Source organism: Georhizobium sp. MAB10, from assembly GCF_045012825.1.
GTDB lineage: Bacteria > Pseudomonadota > Alphaproteobacteria > Rhizobiales > Rhizobiaceae > Georhizobium > Georhizobium profundi.
This window is the reverse complement of sequence record NZ_CP118314.1, coordinates 2553422-2572460: the sequence shown is the minus strand read 5'-3', so window position 1 is coordinate 2572460 and position 19039 is coordinate 2553422. Positions and strand designations below refer to the sequence as shown.

Genomic DNA, 19039 nt, shown 5'->3' with positions numbered 1-19039 from the left:
ATGTACCGTTACGATGAATTCGACCACGCCTTCGTGCGCGAGCGGGTCGAGCAGTATCGCGACCAGGTCGACCGTCGCGTCTCCGGCGAGATCACCGAGGATCAATTCAAGCCGCTGCGGCTGATGAACGGCGTCTATCTGCAGCTGCATGCCTACATGCTGCGCGTGGCGGTTCCTTACGGAACCCTCTCGTCGACGCAGATGCGCAGGCTCGCCCATATCGCGCGCGTGTACGACCGTGGTTACGGCCATTTCACCACGCGCCAGAACATCCAGTACAACTGGCCGAAATTGGTCGACACGCCCAAGATTCTGGAAGAGCTGGCCGAAGTTGAGATGCACGCCATCCAGACCTCGGGCAACTGCATCCGCAATGTCACGGCCGATCACTTCGCCGGCGTCGCCGCCGACGAGGTCGCCGATCCGCGGCCCTACGCAGAGATTCTACGGCAGTGGTCGTCGGTCCATCCGGAATTTTCGTTCCTGCCGCGCAAGTTCAAGATCGCGGTCACGGGCGCCGAGCGCGATCGCGCTGCGATCCAGACACACGATATCGGCCTGCACCTGAAGAAGAACGATGCAGGCGAGCTCGGTTTTGCGGTCTATATCGGCGGCGGTCAGGGCCGTACGCCCATGGTTGCGAAGCTGATCCGCGAATTCCTGCCGGAGAGCGAATTGCTGTCCTACACGACGGCGATCTTGCGCGTTTACAACCTCTTCGGTCGCCGCGACAACAAGTACAAGGCGCGCATCAAGATCCTCGTCCACGAGACCGGGACCGAGGAACTGACGGCGCAGATCGAAGCGGAGTGGGAAAAGTTGCGCGCTGGCGAGCTTGCCTTGCCGGATGCCGATATCGCGGCGATCACAAGCTACTTTGCCATGCCCGATCTGCCGGAGCGTTCCGAAGGGTGGGCTCTGCTGGCAGCCGAGAAGAAGCGTGACGCACAGTTTGCCGCCTGGGTGCAGCAGAACGTGACGGCCCACAAGAACCCGGATTACGGCGTCGTGACCATTTCGCTGAAGCCGATCGGTGGCATTCCTGGCGATGCGTCCGACGTGCAGATGGACCTGATCGCCGATATCGCCGAAGCCTACAGCCAGGATGAGATCCGCGTGACACACGAGCAGAACCTCGTTCTGCCTCACGTTGCCCTTGCCGACCTGAAGGCTGTCTACGACCAGCTGGCCGGTGCGGAGCTTGCAACCGCCAACAACAACCTGATCACCGACATCATTGCGTGCCCGGGCCTCGACTATTGCGCGTTGGCAAACGCCCGCTCGATCCCGGTTGCCCAAGAAATCTCCAACCGTTTCGGCAGTGCCGAGCGGCAGCTGGAAATCGGCGAGCTGAAGATCAAGATTTCTGGCTGCATCAACGCCTGCGGCCACCACCATGTGGGCCACATCGGTATTCTCGGCGTTGAGAAAAAGGGCGCGGAGCTCTACCAGATCACGCTTGGCGGCTCGGCAGACAACGAGACGTCGATCGGTGAGATCGTCGGTCGCGGCTTCGAGCCAGAAAAGATCACCGATGCGATCGAGACGGTCGTCGACACCTATCTCGGCCTGCGCACCTCGCCGGAGGAGACCTTCATCCAGGCGTACCGCCGCGTCGGCGCGCAGCCCTTCAAGACAGCGCTCTATGGCGAGCCGGCCAAGGCGGCGTGAGGACAGGTGATGACCGAATCAAAAGTCTGGACGGAGCAGGGCTTCGTCGCCAACGATCCCTGGCAGATCGTCGAGTTTCAGGACGAGTTGCCGGAGGGCGACGTGATCGTTCCTCTGGAGGCATTCGTTGCGCTCTCCGACGAGCAGCGCCACGGCGTTGGCTTGGAACCCGGCCGCAACACGCGCCGCATCGGCGTGTTGATTTCACCCGATGACGAGCCGGAGACGATCGCCGACATGCTCGGCCAGATCGCTCTGGTCGCGATCGATTTTCCAAAGTTCTCCGATGGCCGCGGCTTCTCGCATGCCGCGATGCTGCGCGAGCAATTGGGCTATGGCGGCGAGATCCGCGCCGTGGGCGACGTGCTCATCGATCAGATACCGCTCATGCGTCGCGTCGGCTTCGACAGCTTTTCGGTCAAGAGCGCTACGACCCTGAAGCGTCTTGAGGAAGGCCGTCCCGGCGGTATATCTCTCCACTATCAACCGACTGCGAAGGATGCGCAGGCCGGACAAGGCTACAGCTGGCGGCGTCGCTCCGCCTGATTCCCGTTCCGTTCCGTAAAGGCGATCCGATGCACATCAATGTCACCGATCAGGACGGCGTCCAGCACCGTCTCGAGGCTCTCGAAGGCTTCCGGGTGATGGAAATCATCCGCGACTGGGGCTTGAACATCAACGCCGAGTGCGGCGGCGCCTGCGCCTGTGCGACCTGCCACGTCTATGTCGCCGACGAATGGCTCGATCGTCTCCACCCGCAGGAAGACGAGGAAGTCGACATGCTCGACGCCGCATTCATGGTGGAAAACAATTCGCGCCTGTCCTGTCAGATCATCATGAGCGAAGCTCTCGACGGGCTCGCAGTTACGCTTGCGCCTGGCACCGAGAAGGAAAAGGCGGCAGCCTGATCTGGTGCGCGGCGGTCGCTCCTAGCCACTGCTGGCAATTGTCATTCCATCGCGATAGTGCAACCTTCCGGCAACGATCGGGAGGGTCATGCGATGGATTTTGCGCTGAGCGAGGAACAGCTCGCGATATTCGAAATGGCGCGCGATTTCGGCTCCGAGCGGATCGCGCCCCATGCCTCCGCCTGGGAAGAGGCGGGCACCATCCCGAAGGATGTGCTGAAGGACGCCGCTGCCCTTGGGCTTGCGGCGATCTACGTCCGTGAAGAGAATGGTGGCTCCGGCCTCACGCGGCTTGACGCTGCGCTGATATTCGAGGCGCTGTCGATGGCCTGTCCGTCCGTCGCCGCCTTTCTGTCCATCCACAACATGTGCGCCTGGATGATCGATCGATTCGGTGACGAGGCGACGCGGGAGCGTTGGCTGGCGCCGCTCGCCCGCATGGACGTGATCGCCTCTTATTGCCTGACGGAACCGAACTCCGGATCCGATGCCGCCGCACTCGCTACGCGGGCCGAGCGCATGGCTGACACACTGCGCCTCAACGGTACCAAGTCTTTCATCTCGGGCGGCTCCTATTCCGATCTCTATATCGTCATGGCACGCACCGGCCAAATCGGACCTTTCGGCATTTCCGCTGTCATCGTGGAAGATGGAACGCCTGGGCTTTCCTTCGGCGCTCTGGAAAAGAAGATGGGATGGCGAGCACAGCCAACGAGCGAAGTGCGGTTCGATGATTGTGAGGTTCCGGCTCACAATCTCATCGGCAAAGAAGGCGAAGGCTTCAAGTATGCGATGGCCGGTCTGGACGGCGGGCGGCTGAACATCGCTGCCTGTGCCTTGGGAGCGGCCCAGACGGCGCTCGACAAGGCGCTGGCCTATACCGGCGAACGCAAGGCTTTTGGCCAGACGCTGGATCAATTCCAGGGTTTGCAGTTTCGTCTGGCGGATATGGAAACTGAGTTGCAGGCCGCGCGAATCTTCTTGCGCCAGGCCGCATGGAAACTGGATCAGGGTGCGCCGGACGCAACGAAATTCTGTGCAATGGCCAAGCGATTCGTGACGGACACGGCATTCGAGGTCGCCAACCAGGCGCTGCAGCTGCATGGAGGCTATGGCTATTTAGCCGACTATGGAATCGAGAAGATAGTCCGCGATCTCCGGGTCCATCAGATTCTGGAAGGCACCAATGAGATCATGCGCCTCATCACCGCTCGCGCGCTCTTGAAGGAACGCGGACATTGAGCGAAGCGCCTGAAGTCATCGTCCGCAAGCAGGGGCGGGCAGGGCGCATTACGCTCAATCGCCCGCATGCTCTCAATGCGCTGACCCACGCCATGGCGCTCGCCATCGAACATGCGCTGCTGATCTGGCGAGAAGACCCGGATGTGGCGCTGGTGATCGTCGACGCCGCCGGCGACAAGGCCTTTTGCGCCGGTGGCGACATCCAGGATCTGTATCGATCCGGCATGGCCGGGGACTTCGAGCACGGCCGACGCTTCTGGAGCGACGAATATCGCCTCAATGCGCTCATCGCCCATTACTCGAAGCCATATGTCGCGTTGATGGATGGCATCACGCTCGGCGGTGGCGTCGGTATCGGCGCCCATGGCTCGCATCGGATCGTCACCGAGCGCACGATGCTTGCCATGCCCGAATGTGGCATCGGGCTCGTCCCGGATGTCGGCGGGTCTTTCATTCTCGGCCATGCGCCCGGCCGGATGGGCTTCTATCTCGGGCTCACCGGCATGCGTCTAAAAGCCGATGGCGCGATCTACACGGGCTTTGCAGATCATCTTGTCCCGCACGACCGCATTGCAGATCTGGTTGCTGCGCTTTGTGAGAATGGCGACATATCCGTGATCGGTGACCATTGCGCTGATCCGGATGCCGGCAATCTGCGCTCCATAGCGCATGAGGTTGACGAAGCATTCGAGGGCACCGATCCAGTCGTGCATCTGCAGCGCCTCGACGCAGCATCGGCGGACGGAAACTGGCAGCAGGACGCTGCGAAGGCGATCAGGCGGGCAAGCCCACTATCGGTCCAGTGCACGACCCGTATCCTTGCAGCCGCCGCCGGCTTTTCAGACGTCGGTGATGCTCTGCGCCACGAATACCGGTTCGTGTGGCGCTGCATGGAGCAGGGAGACTTTCTCGAAGGCGTGCGCGCCCAACTGATCGACAAGGATCGCAATCCGCAATGGCGCCATGCGAGCCTTGAGGAAGCGGCCGGCGACGCTGCCGCGATGTTGGCGCCGCTCGGCAACGAAGAAATGGTAATTTGACTGCAGAAGATGAGGGAGGGTTGACGATGCGCGTCGGTTTTATCGGACTTGGCAACATGGGTGCGCCGATGGCCACCAATCTGGTCAAGGCTGGCCACGAAGTCACCGGCTTCGACGTGGCCGGCGTTCAGATCGATGGCGTGCGGTCAGCCACCTCCGCTGCGGAGGCTGCGCGTGACCAGGACGTGGTAATCACGATGCTGCCGAGCGGCAGCATCCTTCAGTCCGTCTACGGCGAAATCGTTCCGGCTGCCCGCAAGGGGGCGTGTCTCATCGACTGCTCGACGGTGGATGTGGAGAGCGCGCGGGCAGCTCACGCCGCCGCCGAGGCTGCCGGGCTCCTCAGCGTCGACGCGCCCGTCTCAGGCGGTGTGGGCGGTGCAGCTGCGGGCACGCTCACCTTCATGGCAGGCGGAACGGACGAGGCGTTTGCCGTGGCACAGCCGCTCTTCGAGATCATGGGCAAGAAGGCGGTGCATTGCGGTGCAGCCGGGGCCGGCCAGGCCGCGAAGATCTGCAACAACATGATCCTCGGCATTTCGATGATCGGCGTGTGCGAGGCCTTTGTTTTGGCGGACAAGCTCGGCCTGTCGCGCCAGAGCGTGTTTGACGTGGTGTCCACCTCGTCCGGCTCCTGCTGGTCGATGAACACCTATTGCCCGGCACCGGGCATAGGCCCGCAAAGTCCTGCCGATAACGACTACCGACCCGGCTTTGCGGCAGAACTCATGCTGAAGGATCTGAAATTGTCCCAGGCGGCGGCAGAGGGCGTCGATGCGGCAACGCCCATGGGCGAACGGGCAACGGAGCTGTATGAGGCCTTCGTTGCTGGAGGCGGCAAGGGCCGGGACTTTTCTGCGATGATCGAAGCGCTGGCGAGCCAATCTCGCCGTTGATCGGCGAGATTGAAATCAGGCTGCGGCGATCAGGCCGCGCGCAGCACCGCATTCAGGGCGTCCAAGTCGACGACGGCCTCACGCACGACGAGCCGGTGAATTTCGTCGGGTTCGCACCCGTCCTGTCTCAGGCGCTGGACAATGGCCTGCAGGGTCTTGTCATCCGTGACGCGTGGTTTGTGGCCAATCGGCTTGCTGCGCATTCCTGATCATCCTCATCCATTTCGAGTGGTCCCGGGGGTAGGAATCAATCGAGTCCGAACTGTGTCGAGAGTCTCATCATCCACAGGTCAGTTGAACCTGTGAATTCTTGAGCTAGACAACCGAGGGAGAAGGCGCGCGATGTCGTGAATCAGACATGGCGTGTCCATGTGAAGCAGTGCAGCTGGCTTGTGCTCGGCTAAAGGCCATGAACAAGCACAATTTCTTGGCAACGAGCCCGACAACATACGAGATCGCGATGACCCATCCTTACGTCCTGACCCTTTCCTGCACCGATCGCCCCGGCATCGTGGCGGCCGTGACGACGGAACTCGCGGCGAGCGGCTCGAACATCGCGGAAAGCGCTCAGTTTTGGGATCGCGTGACCGGCAGGTTCTTCATGCGCATTGCCTTCCATGCGCCGGATGCCATGACGAAGGACGAGATCGAGCGCGCTCTAAAGCCGGCTGTCGATCGCTTCGATATGAAGACCACGATCAGCGACCAGGCGCGCCGACCGAAGATGATGGTGATGGTCTCGAAATTCGACCATGCGCTTTTGCATCTGCTCTACCAGATCCGCGTCGGTTGGCTGGATGCGGAAGTGGTTGCCGTCGTTTCGAATCACGAAACCTCACGCCGCACCGCGGAGCTCGAAAACATCCCCTATCACCACTGGCCGGTGAATAAAGAGAACAAGACCGAGCAGGAAGAGAAGCTGATTGCGCTGGTGAAGGAATCGGGCGCCGACCTCGTCGTGCTTGCCCGCTACATGCAGGTGCTGTCGGACAATCTCTCAAAGCGGTTGTTCGGCAAGGTGATCAACATTCACCACTCTTTCCTGCCGTCCTTCAAGGGTGCCAAGCCCTATCACCAGGCGCATGAGCGCGGCGTGAAGCTGATCGGCGCGACGGCGCATTATGTGACACCGGATCTGGATGAAGGCCCGATCATCGAGCAGGAAACCGAGCGCGTCACCCATGCGATGAGCGCCGATGATTTCGTGGCGACAGGGCGAGATATCGAAAGCCGCGTGCTCGCCCGCGCGGTCAAGATGCATCTGGAAAGCCGTGTCATGCTGAACGGGCACAAGACGGTCGTCTTCGGTTGAAGAGAAAAGAACGCCGGACGAGCTGCCCGGCGTTCTTCTTGAGGTCTGTCAGCCCATCGTCGGGATGACGAATTCAGCGCCATCCTTGATGCCCGAGGGCCAGCGCTGCGTCACCGTCTTGGTGCGCGTATAGAAGCGGAACGCGTCCGGTCCGTGCTGGTTGAGATCGCCGAAGCCCGAACGTTTCCAGCCACCGAAGGTGTGGTAGGCGAGCGGCACGGGGATCGGGACGTTGACACCCACCATGCCCACATTGATGCGGCTGACGAAATCGCGCGCCGCATCGCCGTCGCGGGTGAAGATCGCAACGCCGTTGCCATATTCATGCTCCATGGGCAGACGGATCGCGTCCTCGTAGTTCTTGGCGCGGACGACCGAGAGCACGGGACCGAAGATTTCCTGGCGATAAATGTCCATGTCCGTCGTGACGTGGTCGAACAGGCAGCCGCCGATGAAATTGCCGTTTTCATAGCCCTGAAGCTTGAAGTCGCGGCCATCGACGACGAGCTTCGCACCCGCGTCCACGCCCGAATTGACGAGGCCGAGCACGCGGTCGCGCGCTTCCTTGGTCACGAGCGGCCCGAAATCGACATCGTCGCCACCGGTGTAGGGACCGATCTTCAGCGCTTCGACCATCGGCGTGAGCTTCTCGATCAGACGGTCTGCCGTTTCCTGGCCGACGGGAACGGCCACCGAGACGGCCATGCAGCGCTCGCCCGCCGCACCGTATCCCGCCCCTATCAGGGCGTTCGCCGCCTGGTCGAGATCGGCATCGGGCATGATAATCATGTGGTTCTTGGCGCCGCCGAAGCACTGGACGCGTTTGCCGTTGGAGCAGCCGCGGCTATAGATGTATTCGGCGATTGGCGTGGAGCCGACGAAGCCGATCGCCATGATGTCCGGATGATCGAGAATCGCGTCGACAGCTTCCTTGTCGCCATTGACGACGTTGAGGATGCCGGCGGGGAGACCGGCTTCCAGCATGAGTTCGGCAAGCATCATCGGAACAGACGGATCGCGCTCGGAGGGCTTGAGAATGAAAGCGTTGCCTGCTGCGATGGCCGGGCAGAACTTCCACATCGGAATCATTGCGGGAAAATTGAACGGTGTGATGCCGGCCACAACGCCGAGCGGCTGGCGCATCGAATAGAGATCGATGCCCGGTCCGGCGCCTTCCGTGTACTCGCCCTTCAGAAGATGCGGCGCGCCGATGCAGAATTCGGCCACTTCCAGCCCGCGGATGATATCGCCCTTGGCATCCGGGATCGTCTTGCCATGCTCGCGCGACAGCATTTCAGCAAGCTTGTCCATGTCGCGGTGGAGCAGGTCGACGAACTTCATCAGAACGCGGGCGCGCCGCTGTGGGTTTGTCGCAGCCCAGGCCGGCTGCGCCTTCTTGGCGTTCTCGACCGCGCTTGCGAGATCCTCTTTTGAGGCGAGCGCCACAGTCGCATCGACTTCGCCCGTTGCCGGGTTGAAGACCTGACCGCTGCGGCCGCCGGATGCGCCGAAGTGCTCGCCGCCGATGAAATGACCGATTTCCCGCATGTGTTCCTCCACTATCGCCATTGAACTGGTGAATTCTGCGAGCATTAGTGCACTATAAATTCGGCATAACAACAGCGCTGAAACCGGATCGGTTGTGCAATATTCGAAGGAGGCTTCCCGTGAACTGGGACGACGTGCGTATATTCCTGGCGGTCGCGCGCCGCGGCCAGATCTTGTCGGCCGCCCGCACGCTCGGAATCAATCACGCCACCGTCAGCCGCCGGTTGACGGCGCTTGAGAAGGCGCTGGGAGCACGGTTGGTCCTGCGCCGAACCAATGGCTGTGAACTCACGGGCGAGGGTGAAGCCTTCGTCGAAGCCGCAGAACGCATGGAGGCCGCCATGCTCACCGCACAGGCGGGCTTCTCGGGCCAGGATGCGGCATTGTCCGGAACCGTCCGCATCGGAGCGCCGGATGGCTTCGGCATTTCATTCCTGGCCCCGCGCCTCGGTCGGCTGTTGACGCGCTATCGGGGACTGCATGTGCAACTCGTGCCAGTGCCTCGCGTGTTCTCCTTGTCCCGCCGTGAAGCCGATATCGCGATCACTGTCGAGCGACCCGACCAGGGCAGGGTCGTCGCGCGCAAGCTCGTCGATTATTCCCTCGGCTTCTACGCCTCCCGCGGATACGTCACCGAGCACGGCATACCCCAAGCGATCGAGGAGCTGAGACAGCATCGGCTGATCGGATATGTGGAGGACCTGGTCTTTTCGCGTGTGCTGAACTTTGCCGAAGAGCTGCCGCGCGACGTGCGGGCGACTTTCGAGATATCGAGCGCCGTCGGTCAGGCGGAAGCGGTGCGCTCGGGCGCCGGCATCGGCATCCTGCATGATTTCACCGCCAGGCATGATCCCGATTTTGTTCACGTCTTGCGCGGGCACATCTTCAAGCGAGCCTACTGGATCGTCTACCATGAGAACGCGCGCGGCGTGGCGCGCGTCAAGGCCGTCAGCGATTTCGTCATGGAGGAGGTGGCAGCCGCCAGAGATGTTTTTCTGCCCGATCCAGGCGTGCCGAACGGCGATGTGCTGTCCGCGACGGGTTGATGTCATGGCCTCGTCTGGTAGAACCTGACCCGTGGAGCGCTTCGGGCAGCGCGATGAACCGTCGAACCAAGGATTGCGCGTGGGGTGATCCGTGGTGAGCGCCGGACAACAAGAATAAGAGCGACGTCTCGATGTTTGAGCCTAGAACCACTGTCTTCCAATCCTTCCGATTTCTGAAAACCTGCCTTTCTGTTCTTCTTCTCGTCGTGACATTGGGCGCGGCGGGTCTGTTGCCCGTTGCCGCGCAGGATGCCGAGCCCGCGACTGAGGAAACGACCCAGGGTGCGTCTCCCGAACTCCTGCTTCTGATCGAAGCGCTGCGCAACGACGAGAGCCGAAATCGACTTCTGGAAGAACTGGAAGCGGTCGCCGGAGAAATCGAACCCGGTCCGGTCGAGACGATCGACGAAGCCCTGTTCGGCACATCGGAAACGTCGCTCGGGCGGCGAATCGCGGAGACAACGCGGTTCTTTGCAGAAAGCGCTGCCGGCTCTGCCGCGGCCTTTGCCAATCAATTGTCCGCGGCACCGCGCATGTTCTCCGCGCTCGATCCCGATCAGATCGACGTTTTGTGGCAGGCGCTGCGCGATCTTGCTCTGGTGATCATCGCAACCTACGCGATCTTCGTCGCGCTGCGCAGTTTCGCAAAGGGCTACTATCGATCCATGGGGATGAAATCGACCTCTGCGACGTTGTTGCAGCGGATCGTGTTCATCGTCGTGTCGGCCTTGCTGGATGCGTTCGTCGTCATCGTCGCCTGGGCGGCTGGCTACATCATCGCGCTCACCTTCTTCGGGGAAATGGGGACGATCGGTCTGCGTCAGACGCTCTATCTCAACGCGTTCCTGATCGTCGAACTCGCGAAAGTGATCCTGCGCATCGTGCTGTCCCCATCCGCACCGCAATTGCGGCTGCTGCCGGTGTCCGACGATGCCGCAAAGCGTATGAACCGCGGCTTCACATGGATCATCTCGATCCTCGGCTACGGCCAGCTGCTGCTTTTGCCGATCTTCAACCAGAGTGTTTCCCTGGCGGCCGGCCAGGCGATTTCCGCGCTGGTAGCGCTGATCGCGGTGCTCATCGCCATCGGCATGACCCTGTCGAACCGTCTGCGCGTATCCCGCTGGCTGCTTGACACACCTGAGGATCAGCCGCGCAGCCGCCACGTGCGGTTCCTGGCGCATCGCTGGCACTGGCCGGTTCTGCTCTACCTTGCATTTCTGTTCGTGATCGTGCTGGCGAGCCCGGCCGGTGTTCTGCTGAACGTGCTTGCGGCCAGCGGCCAGATCCTTCTCGCAGTGATCATCGGCTTCATGGTGTCGAACTGGATCGCGCGGGCGATCGCGCGCGGCATCAGCCTGCCGGAGCGCCTCAATCAGCGCCTGCCGCTCCTCGAGCGACGCCTAAACGCCTTCGTGCCGAAATTCCTGACCGTGATCCGGGGCCTGATCTTCCTCACGGTTCTTCTGTTCGTCCTCGACACGATCAATTTCTTCGATCTTCAGGGATGGATGCAAAGCCAGGTCGGCGTGCGCACGACCGCGGCGATCATCTCCGTGTTCTTCATCCTGATCTTCGCGTTTGCCGCCTGGCTCGCGTTAAACTCCTGGGTCGATTATCGCCTCAACCCCGATTACGGCCGGCCAGCCACGACACGCGAGCAGACGCTGCTCAGCCTGCTGCGCAACGCTGCGACGATTGCGATCCTCGTTATTGCTGTGATGTTCGCGCTCTCGGAGATCGGCATCAACATCGCGCCGTTGATCGCGTCGGCCGGTGTGCTGGGCCTCGCCATCGGTTTCGGCGCGCAGAAGCTGGTGCAGGACATTATCACCGGCGTCTTCATCCAGCTTGAGAACGCCATCAACGTCGGCGACGTCATCACGGTCGGCGGCACTACGGGTACCGTGGAACGCTTGACGATCCGCTCCGTCAGCCTGCGCGACCTGGAGGCCGGGTACCATATCATCCCGTTCTCCTCGGTCGACATGGTCACCAACTTCGTTCGTGACTACGGCTATCATGTTGCCAATATCGGCATCGCCTACCGCGAGGATGTCGAGGATGCACACCGGGCGATGGAAGAGGCGTTTGCGCTCATCAAGCAAGATCCTGCCATCGCCGCCAACATCATCGGTGATCTGGAATGGTTCGGCGTGACGCTGCTGGGCGACAGCGCCGTTACGGTGCGTGCCCGCATCAAGACGAAGCCCGGCACGCAGTGGGGTGTCGGCCGCGCCTACAATGCAGCCGTCAAGCGCGTCTTCGACAAACACGACATCGAAATCCCGTTCCCCCATCAGACACTCTTCTTCGGCGTCGACAAGCACGGCAAGGCGCCGGCGGCGCACATTCAGGTCGATGGAGCAGCCTCGACAGGGCAGGAAGTGCTCGCCGCGGCGGCGCAGCCGGCAGAAGAGCGCATCGTCGATCCGGGGAGCGAGGCGGCATTGCCTGCGTCAACCACCTCCGCGCCCGCGAAACGTCGACGCCGGCGGGTTATCCGCGACGACGTCCCTGATAATGACGAGGAAACTTGACGGTGCGAATGCAGGCAATCGGCGTTGCGGCTAGAAAGCCTTGAAGGTCAGCACCGTGTGGGTGCGCTGCACGCCTTCGATCGTGTGCAGGTTTTCTGCCACGAAATGCCCGATATCAACGGAATCCTCGACATAAAATTTGACGAGAAGATCGTACTGGCCGCTGACGGAATAGATCTCGGACGCGATTTCGCGCGCGGCGATTTCCGCCGCCACCTGATAGGCCTTGCCGAGCTGGCATTGGAATTCAACGAAAAAACAGCGCATCACAGGTCTCCGCTCGATCGATCCAAGCGATCAGGCCTAGCCGGTTTGCGACGGCATTTGAAGCGCCCATTGCCATTGACTTTGTCCATCATGACAAGTCGGCACGAAGCGGCTAGGGTCCGGCATTCGAAACGGGAAAGGCTGCAATGGGCATGACTGGCATCGTCATCGGCGTGATCGTCGTCGCGCTGATCCTCTACGGCATCGTCGTCTATAACGGGCTGGTCCGGGCGAGACAGCTCGTTCAGGAGGCGTGGAGCGGCATCGACGTCCAGCTGAAGCGCCGGGCCGATCTCATTCCGAACTTGGTCGAAACGGTCCGTGGCTACACCGATCACGAAGCCAACACGTTGCGCGAAGTTACTGAAATGCGTGCGCGCGCCAAAGCGGTGCCAGCCGACGACGTCAAGGGCAGGGCGGCTGCCGAAGGATTGCTGAGCCAGGCACTCGGCCGCCTGATCGCCGTTGCCGAATCCTATCCGGACCTGAAGGCCAGCACGAATTTCGGCCAGTTGCAGACCTCGCTCGAAACACTCGAAGGCGAGATCCAGATGTCCCGGCGCTATTACAATGGCGCCGCGCGGGACTTGAACATCAAGGTCGAGAGCGTACCGTCCAACATCGTGGCGAACATGTTCGGTTTTGAAAAGACCGAGTATTTCGAGATCGACGATCCGGCCGATCGGATCGTTCCCAAGGTCGCCTTTTCCTGAAATAGCCAGCGAGCCAACGACAGCATGATCGCGAAGCTCTTCCATCTGCATCGGCTGGTTGCCGCTTTCTGCGTAGCGCTCACGCTGGCCATGATGCCGCTTGCCGCCAGTGCGCGCGAGGAAATCATCGCCTTCGATGCCGAGATTGACGTGGCGGCGGACGGTGTTCTCTTCGTCGTCGAGACCATCCGGGTCCGCGCGGAAGGCGATCTGATCCGCCGGGGCATCTACCGGGATTTTCCCCTGCGTATGGAAGATACTTCCGGCCGGCTCCGCGATGTCGGCTTCGATGTTTCAAGCGTCACGCGCGACGGCGCCGACGAGCCATACCGGGTCGAAGAAAGCAGCGGCATCGCCCGCGTCTATATCGGCGACGCCGATAGCATCGTGCCTCCCGGCATCCATACCTATGAAATCCGCTACGAGACCGACCGCCAGATCCGCTATTTCGACACGCATGACGAGGTCTACTGGAACGTCACCGGCAATGGCTGGCTGTTTCCGATCCTGTCGGCATCGGCCGAGGTCAGTTTGCCGAGCGGCGCCACGATTGAAGACCTTGCGGTCTTCACCGGTCGCTATGGTGAGACGGGCAGCGCGGCAACGTCGCAACAGCTGGCTGACAACCGGGCGGTCTTCGCCACCACGGAGGTTCTGCAGCCGCAAGAGGGGCTGACAATTGCGGTCAAGATTTCCAAGGGAGCCATAGCAGCACCAAGCGGCGCTCAGGAGCGCGCCTGGTTCTGGCGCGACAATGCGGGCAGCATCTTGGCTGTGCTCTTTCTCGTCCTGATCGGCGTCTACTATCTGTGGGCGTGGAACCGCGTCGGCCGCGATCCTCCGGCCGGGGTCGTGGTTCCGCGCTGGGATCCACCTGAAAACGCCTCGCCGGCAATGGTGAACTACATTGCAAATCGCGGCCTGTCGGGTGGCGGCTTCACCGCCATCGCCGCTGCCATCCTCAACCTCGCCGTCAAGGGCTTCGTGACGCTGCGCGATCTCGACGGAGATCTCATCGTCACGCGCACCGAGCAGCGCGACGATGGCAGGCTCCCAGTCGGGGAAAGGGCGGTTTTGGTCGGCCTGGGCGAGCCGGGAAGTTTTCTTCCGATGAACCGCGCCAATGGCCCTGCCGTCCAGAGCCTGTCGCGCAAGTTCGTCAGCGCCATCGAAAGCGAGCACCGGGGCAAGTTCTATCGCCACAACTGGGCGTATGTCGCGGGCGGCATCGCGCTGACCGTGCTCGGCCTGTTCACCATCCTCCTGTTCGGTGGGATGAATCAGGAAGCCATTGTTGCGCTCGTCATGGCGTCCATTCCCGGCATCATCCTTGCCAGCGTCATGGTGCGCATGGGCAAGGCTTTCCGTTCGTCGCGCAGTCTCGCACAGCGCATCCTGTCCATCATCGTCCTCGGCTTCATAGCATCGACGGCGCTGACGATCGGAAGCGGGCTTGTCGGGGCGCTCTTCTTCACCGAGTTCAACGGTTTTCTCGTCGGGGCAATTGTAGCGATCTTTCTCGTCAACGGCGTCTTCTTCTTCCTGATGGGCGCTCCAACGACCATCGGCGCACGCATGCAGGACAGCATCGCCGGTCTGAAGCAATATCTGACGCTTGCCGAAGCGGAGCGCATGAACATGCAGGGTGCACCCACCATGTCGCCGCGCCATTTCGAAACGCTCTTGCCCTATGCGGTGGCGCTCGGCGTGGAGAAGCCCTGGAGCCAGGCGTTTGAGCGCTGGCTTGCAACGGCTGCCGGTGCGGCTGCGGCGAGCCAGGCTGTGCCTTACTGGTTCTCCGGGCGGGATTTCTCCCCCGGCTCATTCGCCGATTCCATCGGCGATGTCGGGCATGACATTTCGCGCAGCCTTTCCGCAGCAATACCGCCGGCCAAGTCATCGTCCTCGGGATTTTCCGGTGGCGGCGGCTTTTCGGGCGGCGGTGGCGGCGGTGGTGGCGGGGGTGGCTGGTAGAAGCTTGTGGATGGCTGACCTCTGCGTTGACTTGACCGGCTTGGCGGGTTTGTCTCCGCTCGCGTGATTTGCCCGCCGGATCAATCCAGAGGTTCCAAAGTGTACGACAGCCCGAACTCCGTGCTGCGTGAAGTCTTCGGCTATCGAGATTTCAGGCCCGGCCAGCGCGACGTCATCGACCGGATCATAGCCGGTCGCAACGTGCTGGCCGTGATGCCGACGGGGGCGGGCAAGTCGATCTGCTTCCAGGTTCCGGCCCTGATGAGCCCGCGTCTGACGATCGTGATCTCGCCACTGGTTGCCCTGATGGACGATCAGACGGCGGCTTTGCGTGCCAACGGCGTTCCCGTTGCGGCGATCCATTCCGGCCATGACCGCCAGGTGAATGTCGACGCATGGCGCGACGTTTCCTCAGGCCGTGCGAAGCTTCTCTATCTGTCGCCGGAACGGCTGATGACCGACCGGATGCTGGACGCGATCGGACGGCTCGACCCGGGACTGTTCGTCATCGATGAAGCGCACTGCATCTCCAAATGGGGAGCGAACTTCCGCCCGGAATACGAGCGTCTCTCGGAGCTGAAGACACGCTTTCCGAAAGCGCGGATCGCGGCGTTCACGGCGACGGCAGACAGTGCGACGCGGGGAGACATCGCCGAGAAGCTGTTCGGTGGAAACGGCGAGATCGCACTCCAGGGGTTCGATCGGCCCAACCTGTTCCTGGCGGTTGAACCGAAGCGCGACTGGAAGCGCCAGCTCGTCGCATTTCTCGAAGAGCGAGCCGACCAGTCAGGTGTTGTCTATTGCCTGTCGCGGCAATCGACCGACGATGTCGCGGCCTATCTGGTGGAGAAGGGCTTCAATGCCATTGCCTACCACGCCGGCCATCCGCCGGAGGTGCGCCGGGAGCGGCAAGGGCGCTTCATGCGCGAATCCGCCATCATGGTGGCGACCATCGCTTTCGGCATGGGCATCGACAAGCCGGATATCCGCTTCGTCTGCCACATGAACCTTCCAAGCAGCATGGAGGCATACTACCAGGAGATCGGCCGCGCAGGCCGTGACGGTCTGCCCGCAGATACGCAGCTCTTCTTCGGCCTGGACGATGTGCGCATGCGGCGGCAGTTCATCGAGAATGATGGCGAAGATCGCGACCATATTCTGCGCGAGCACAAGCGGCTTGATGCGCTGCTCGCCTATGCGGAAACCGCCGGCTGCCGCCGCGTCGCGCTGCTTGCCTATTTCGACGAGGAAGGCCAGCCTTGCGGCAACTGCGACAACTGCACCGATCCGCCAGAGGTGATCGACGGCACCGGCGAAGCGCTGAAGCTTTTCGGAGTCATTGCCGCCACAGGCCAGAGTTTCGGCGCGTCACACCTCATCGACGTGTTGCGTGGCGGGCGCACGGCTAAGATCGAGGAACGCCAGCACCACGATTTGCCGCTCTTCGGCAGCGGAGCAACACGCTCCAAGGCATACTGGCAGGCCTTCGTGCGCCAGGCGGTGGCGAACCGCTATCTGTCCATCAACATCCAGCGTTACGGAGCCCTGGAGCTCACGCCGCTGGCGGATCAGACCCTGGCGGGCAAGTCGCGCTTCGAACTGCGCGAGATCGTCGAGCAGGCCCAGTCGAGCCGTCCCGCTCCTCGCAAGACCGTCACCATCGATCCGGACGCCGAGCCGTTGTTTGCGCGTCTCAAGGCGCTGCGGCTGGAATTCGCACGCGAGCGTTCCGTGCCAGCCTATGTGGTTTTTCCGGATGCCACACTGATCGACATGGCCCAGCTTCGCCCGCGCACCATGGATGAACTCGCCACGGTCAACGGCGTCGGGCCCAAAAAGCTCGGTGACTATGGGGAAGCATTCCTGAAAGTCATGCGCGAGGCCTGAGCCGCGCCGCAGCGGACCTCTCAATCAGGTGACGATGGCCACGATCGAGAGCGCGATCAGCACGATCGAGCAGAAGAGCAGCGAGCCGAAGATGCGGGGGCGGTCGAATACCACCGCGAAGGACGATCCCCATACGACGACGGCGGCGCCGAGGGCGTACATGAAGGCCGGCTTGTCCTGCGAAGCGATTCCGAACGCCATCAAACCGCAGATGACGATCGCACCGAAGATCACCATGATGGCGAAGCCAAGCTGCTCGAAGTGATCCATTCGGCTCGTCCGTTCCGTCCGTTACGCTACAGGTTTCCAGGGCATTGCGCCTTGCAAACCGGAGGCAGGTGATCAGCGCCCACAGTGGGTGTCGCAGTTGAATCGGCCTCTGGTCCGTGCGGCGCCATCATATCCATCCGCATTCGCGACGCTAGACCGCAAACGACTTTTTCAGTTGCCCAGGTTTCAGCCCACAACGAAAAACCCCCGCGGCATGCCGCGGGGGTTCGAAGGTCGCCGATCGTCCGGATCGCCCGGAACGAACGGGCTTAGACCGAGTAGTACATGTCGAATTCGACCGGGTGCGGCGTCATTTCGAAACGCATCACTTCAGCCATCTTCAGGTCGATGAAGGCATCGATCTGGTCGTCGTCGAACACGCCGCCGGCCGTCAGGAACTTACGGTCGCGATCGAGGCTCTGGAGCGCTTCACGCAGGCTGCCGCAGACGGTCGGGATCTTCTTCAGTTCCTTCGGCGGCAGGTCGTAAAGGTCCTTGTCCATGGCCTTGCCCGGGTGGATCTTGTTCTTGATGCCGTCGAGGCCTGCCATCAGCATGGCTGCGAAGGCGAGGTACGGGTTCGCCGTCGGATCCGGGAAGCGGACTTCGACGCGCTTCGACTTCGGCGAGGAGCCGAACGGAATGCGGCACGATGCCGAACGGTTACGGGCCGAGTAGGCGAGCAGAACCGGGGCTTCATAGCCCGGAACCAGACGCTTGTAGGAGTTGGTCGACGGGTTGGTGAAGGCGTTCAGTGCCTTGGCGTGACGGATGATACCGCCGATGTAGTAGAGGCAGTTTTCCGAAAGGCCGGCATACTCATCACCAGCAAACGTTGGCTTGCCGTCTTTCCAGATCGACTGGTGCACGTGCATGCCCGAGCCGTTGTCGCCATAGATCGGCTTCGGCATGAAGGTAGCCGTCTTGCCGTAGGCGTTTGCGACCTGATGGATCACGTACTTGTAGATCTGCATCTTGTCGGCGTTGCGGGTCAGCGTGTCGAACATGATGCCGAGCTCGTGCTGGGCAGCAGCCACTTCGTGGTGGTGCTTCTCGACCTTCACGCCCATTTCGGCCATGACCGTCAGCATTTCAGAACGCATGTCCTGGCAGCTGTCGATCGGGGGAACCGGGAAATAGCCGCCCTTGACGCGCGGACGGTGACCGAGGTTGCCCGTGTCGTAATCGGAATCGTCGTTCGACGGCAGTTCGGTCGAATCGAGCTTGAAGCCCGTGTTGTACGGGTCGGCCTTGTACTTGACGTCGTCGAAGACGAAGAACTCTGCTTCCGGGCCGACGAAGCAGGTATCGCCGATGCCGGATGCCTTCATGTAGGCTTCAGCCTTTTTGGCCGTGCCGCGCGGGTCGCGGTTGTAGGGCTCGCCCGTGACCGGATCGAGAATGTCGCAGATCACGACCATCGTGGACTGGGCAAAGAACGGATCGACGTGGGCCGTTTCGGTGTCCGGCATCAGCACCATGTCGGACTCGTTGATGGCTTTCCAGCCAGCGATCGAAGAGCCGTCGAACATCACGCCGTCGGCGAACATGTCGTCGTCGACCATCGACGCATCCATCGTGACGTGCTGCATCTTGCCCTTGGGGTCGGTAAAGCGCAGGTCGACGAACTTAACGTCGTTGTCCTTGATCTGTTTCAGGATGTCCTTGGCACTCATCAGCAAATTTCCCTGTTTGAGATATTAAAATAAACGATGGAGCGCCGGA

General features: G+C 61.7%; 17 protein-coding genes. 12 read left to right on the top strand and 5 right to left on the bottom strand.

Going from position 1 to position 19039, the window contains the following annotated elements; translation table 11 throughout:
- The 6 genes from PU133_RS12175 (at position 1) to mmsB (ending at position 5757) form a co-directional block, all read left to right on the top strand.
- Positions 1-1671, top strand: a complete 1671-nt coding sequence (locus PU133_RS12175; protein ID WP_404861922.1) for a nitrite/sulfite reductase — start codon at positions 1-3, stop codon at positions 1669-1671.
- Between the two features lie 9 nt (positions 1672-1680).
- Positions 1681-2217, top strand: a complete 537-nt coding sequence (locus PU133_RS12170; protein ID WP_404861921.1) for a DUF934 domain-containing protein — start codon at positions 1681-1683, stop codon at positions 2215-2217.
- A 29-nt stretch (positions 2218-2246) separates the two neighbouring features.
- On the top strand, positions 2247-2579 hold the full coding sequence (locus PU133_RS12165; RefSeq protein ID WP_404861920.1) for a 2Fe-2S iron-sulfur cluster-binding protein: 333 nt from the start codon (positions 2247-2249) through the stop codon (positions 2577-2579).
- A gap of 93 nt (positions 2580-2672) precedes the next feature.
- Positions 2673-3821: an acyl-CoA dehydrogenase family protein gene (locus PU133_RS12160; RefSeq protein ID WP_404861918.1), complete on the top strand. Its 1149-nt coding sequence runs from the start codon at positions 2673-2675 to the stop codon at positions 3819-3821.
- Entirely contained in the window at positions 3818-4861 is a 1044-nt protein-coding gene (locus PU133_RS12155) for an enoyl-CoA hydratase/isomerase family protein (protein WP_404861917.1), read from the top strand. The genes PU133_RS12160 and PU133_RS12155 overlap by 4 nt, the downstream gene beginning before the upstream one ends.
- Before the next feature lie 26 nt (positions 4862-4887).
- Positions 4888-5757, top strand: a complete 870-nt coding sequence (gene mmsB / locus PU133_RS12150) for a 3-hydroxyisobutyrate dehydrogenase (protein WP_404861916.1) — start codon at positions 4888-4890, stop codon at positions 5755-5757.
- Between the two features lie 29 nt (positions 5758-5786).
- Here the strand turns inward: mmsB and PU133_RS12145 are convergent, their stop codons facing one another.
- On the bottom strand, positions 5787-5960 hold the full coding sequence (locus PU133_RS12145) for a hypothetical protein (RefSeq protein WP_164527888.1): 174 nt from the start codon (positions 5958-5960) through the stop codon (positions 5787-5789).
- A 257-nt stretch (positions 5961-6217) separates the two neighbouring features.
- Here PU133_RS12145 and purU point away from each other — a divergent pair, with 257 nt between their 5' ends.
- Positions 6218-7069, top strand: coding sequence for a formyltetrahydrofolate deformylase (purU, locus tag PU133_RS12140; protein ID WP_404864522.1), 852 nt, complete (start codon positions 6218-6220; stop codon positions 7067-7069).
- 48 nt (positions 7070-7117) lie between these two features.
- Here purU and PU133_RS12135 read toward each other — a convergent pair whose 3' ends face one another.
- Entirely contained in the window at positions 7118-8617 is a 1500-nt protein-coding gene (locus tag PU133_RS12135) for a CoA-acylating methylmalonate-semialdehyde dehydrogenase (RefSeq protein ID WP_404861915.1), read from the bottom strand.
- A 119-nt stretch (positions 8618-8736) separates the two neighbouring features.
- Between PU133_RS12135 and PU133_RS12130 the strand changes: the two genes are divergently transcribed.
- Together PU133_RS12130 and PU133_RS12125 are read left to right on the top strand one after the other, a co-directional pair.
- Positions 8737-9663 carry a LysR family transcriptional regulator gene (locus tag PU133_RS12130; RefSeq protein WP_404861914.1) on the top strand — a complete coding sequence of 309 codons (927 nt, stop codon included), beginning with the start codon at positions 8737-8739 and terminating at the stop codon, positions 9661-9663.
- Positions 9664-9794: 131 nt separating this feature from the next.
- A complete protein-coding gene (locus tag PU133_RS12125; RefSeq protein WP_404861913.1) occupies positions 9795-12203 on the top strand; it encodes a mechanosensitive ion channel domain-containing protein in 2409 nt (802 codons plus the stop codon).
- A 30-nt stretch (positions 12204-12233) separates the two neighbouring features.
- Here PU133_RS12125 and PU133_RS12120 read toward each other — a convergent pair whose 3' ends face one another.
- Complete coding sequence (locus tag PU133_RS12120; protein ID WP_151985828.1) at positions 12234-12470, bottom strand: Lrp/AsnC family transcriptional regulator; 237 nt, start codon at positions 12468-12470, stop codon at positions 12234-12236.
- 152 nt (positions 12471-12622) lie between these two features.
- On the opposite strand from PU133_RS12120, the gene PU133_RS12115 reads away from it, so the two are divergent.
- The 3 genes from PU133_RS12115 to recQ all read left to right on the top strand — a co-directional run bounded on the left by PU133_RS12115 (position 12623) and on the right by recQ (position 17044).
- Positions 12623-13183, top strand: coding sequence for a LemA family protein (locus PU133_RS12115; RefSeq protein WP_404861912.1), 561 nt, complete (start codon positions 12623-12625; stop codon positions 13181-13183).
- A 45-nt stretch (positions 13184-13228) separates the two neighbouring features.
- The gene (locus tag PU133_RS12110) at positions 13229-15157 is read left to right on the top strand and encodes a DUF2207 domain-containing protein (protein WP_404864521.1); all 1929 of its coding nucleotides are present in this window, start codon (positions 13229-13231) and stop codon (positions 15155-15157) included.
- Between the two features lie 99 nt (positions 15158-15256).
- A complete protein-coding gene (gene recQ, locus PU133_RS12105; RefSeq protein WP_404861911.1) occupies positions 15257-17044 on the top strand; it encodes a DNA helicase RecQ in 1788 nt (595 codons plus the stop codon).
- A gap of 24 nt (positions 17045-17068) precedes the next feature.
- On the opposite strand, the gene PU133_RS12100 is transcribed toward recQ, so the two are convergent.
- On the bottom strand, positions 17069-17314 hold the full coding sequence (locus PU133_RS12100; protein WP_404861910.1) for a hypothetical protein: 246 nt from the start codon (positions 17312-17314) through the stop codon (positions 17069-17071).
- Positions 17315-17583: 269 nt separating this feature from the next.
- Complete coding sequence (gene glnA, locus PU133_RS12095; RefSeq protein ID WP_404861909.1) at positions 17584-18990, bottom strand: type I glutamate--ammonia ligase; 1407 nt, start codon at positions 18988-18990, stop codon at positions 17584-17586.
- Between the last annotated feature and the right edge of the window lie 49 nt (positions 18991-19039).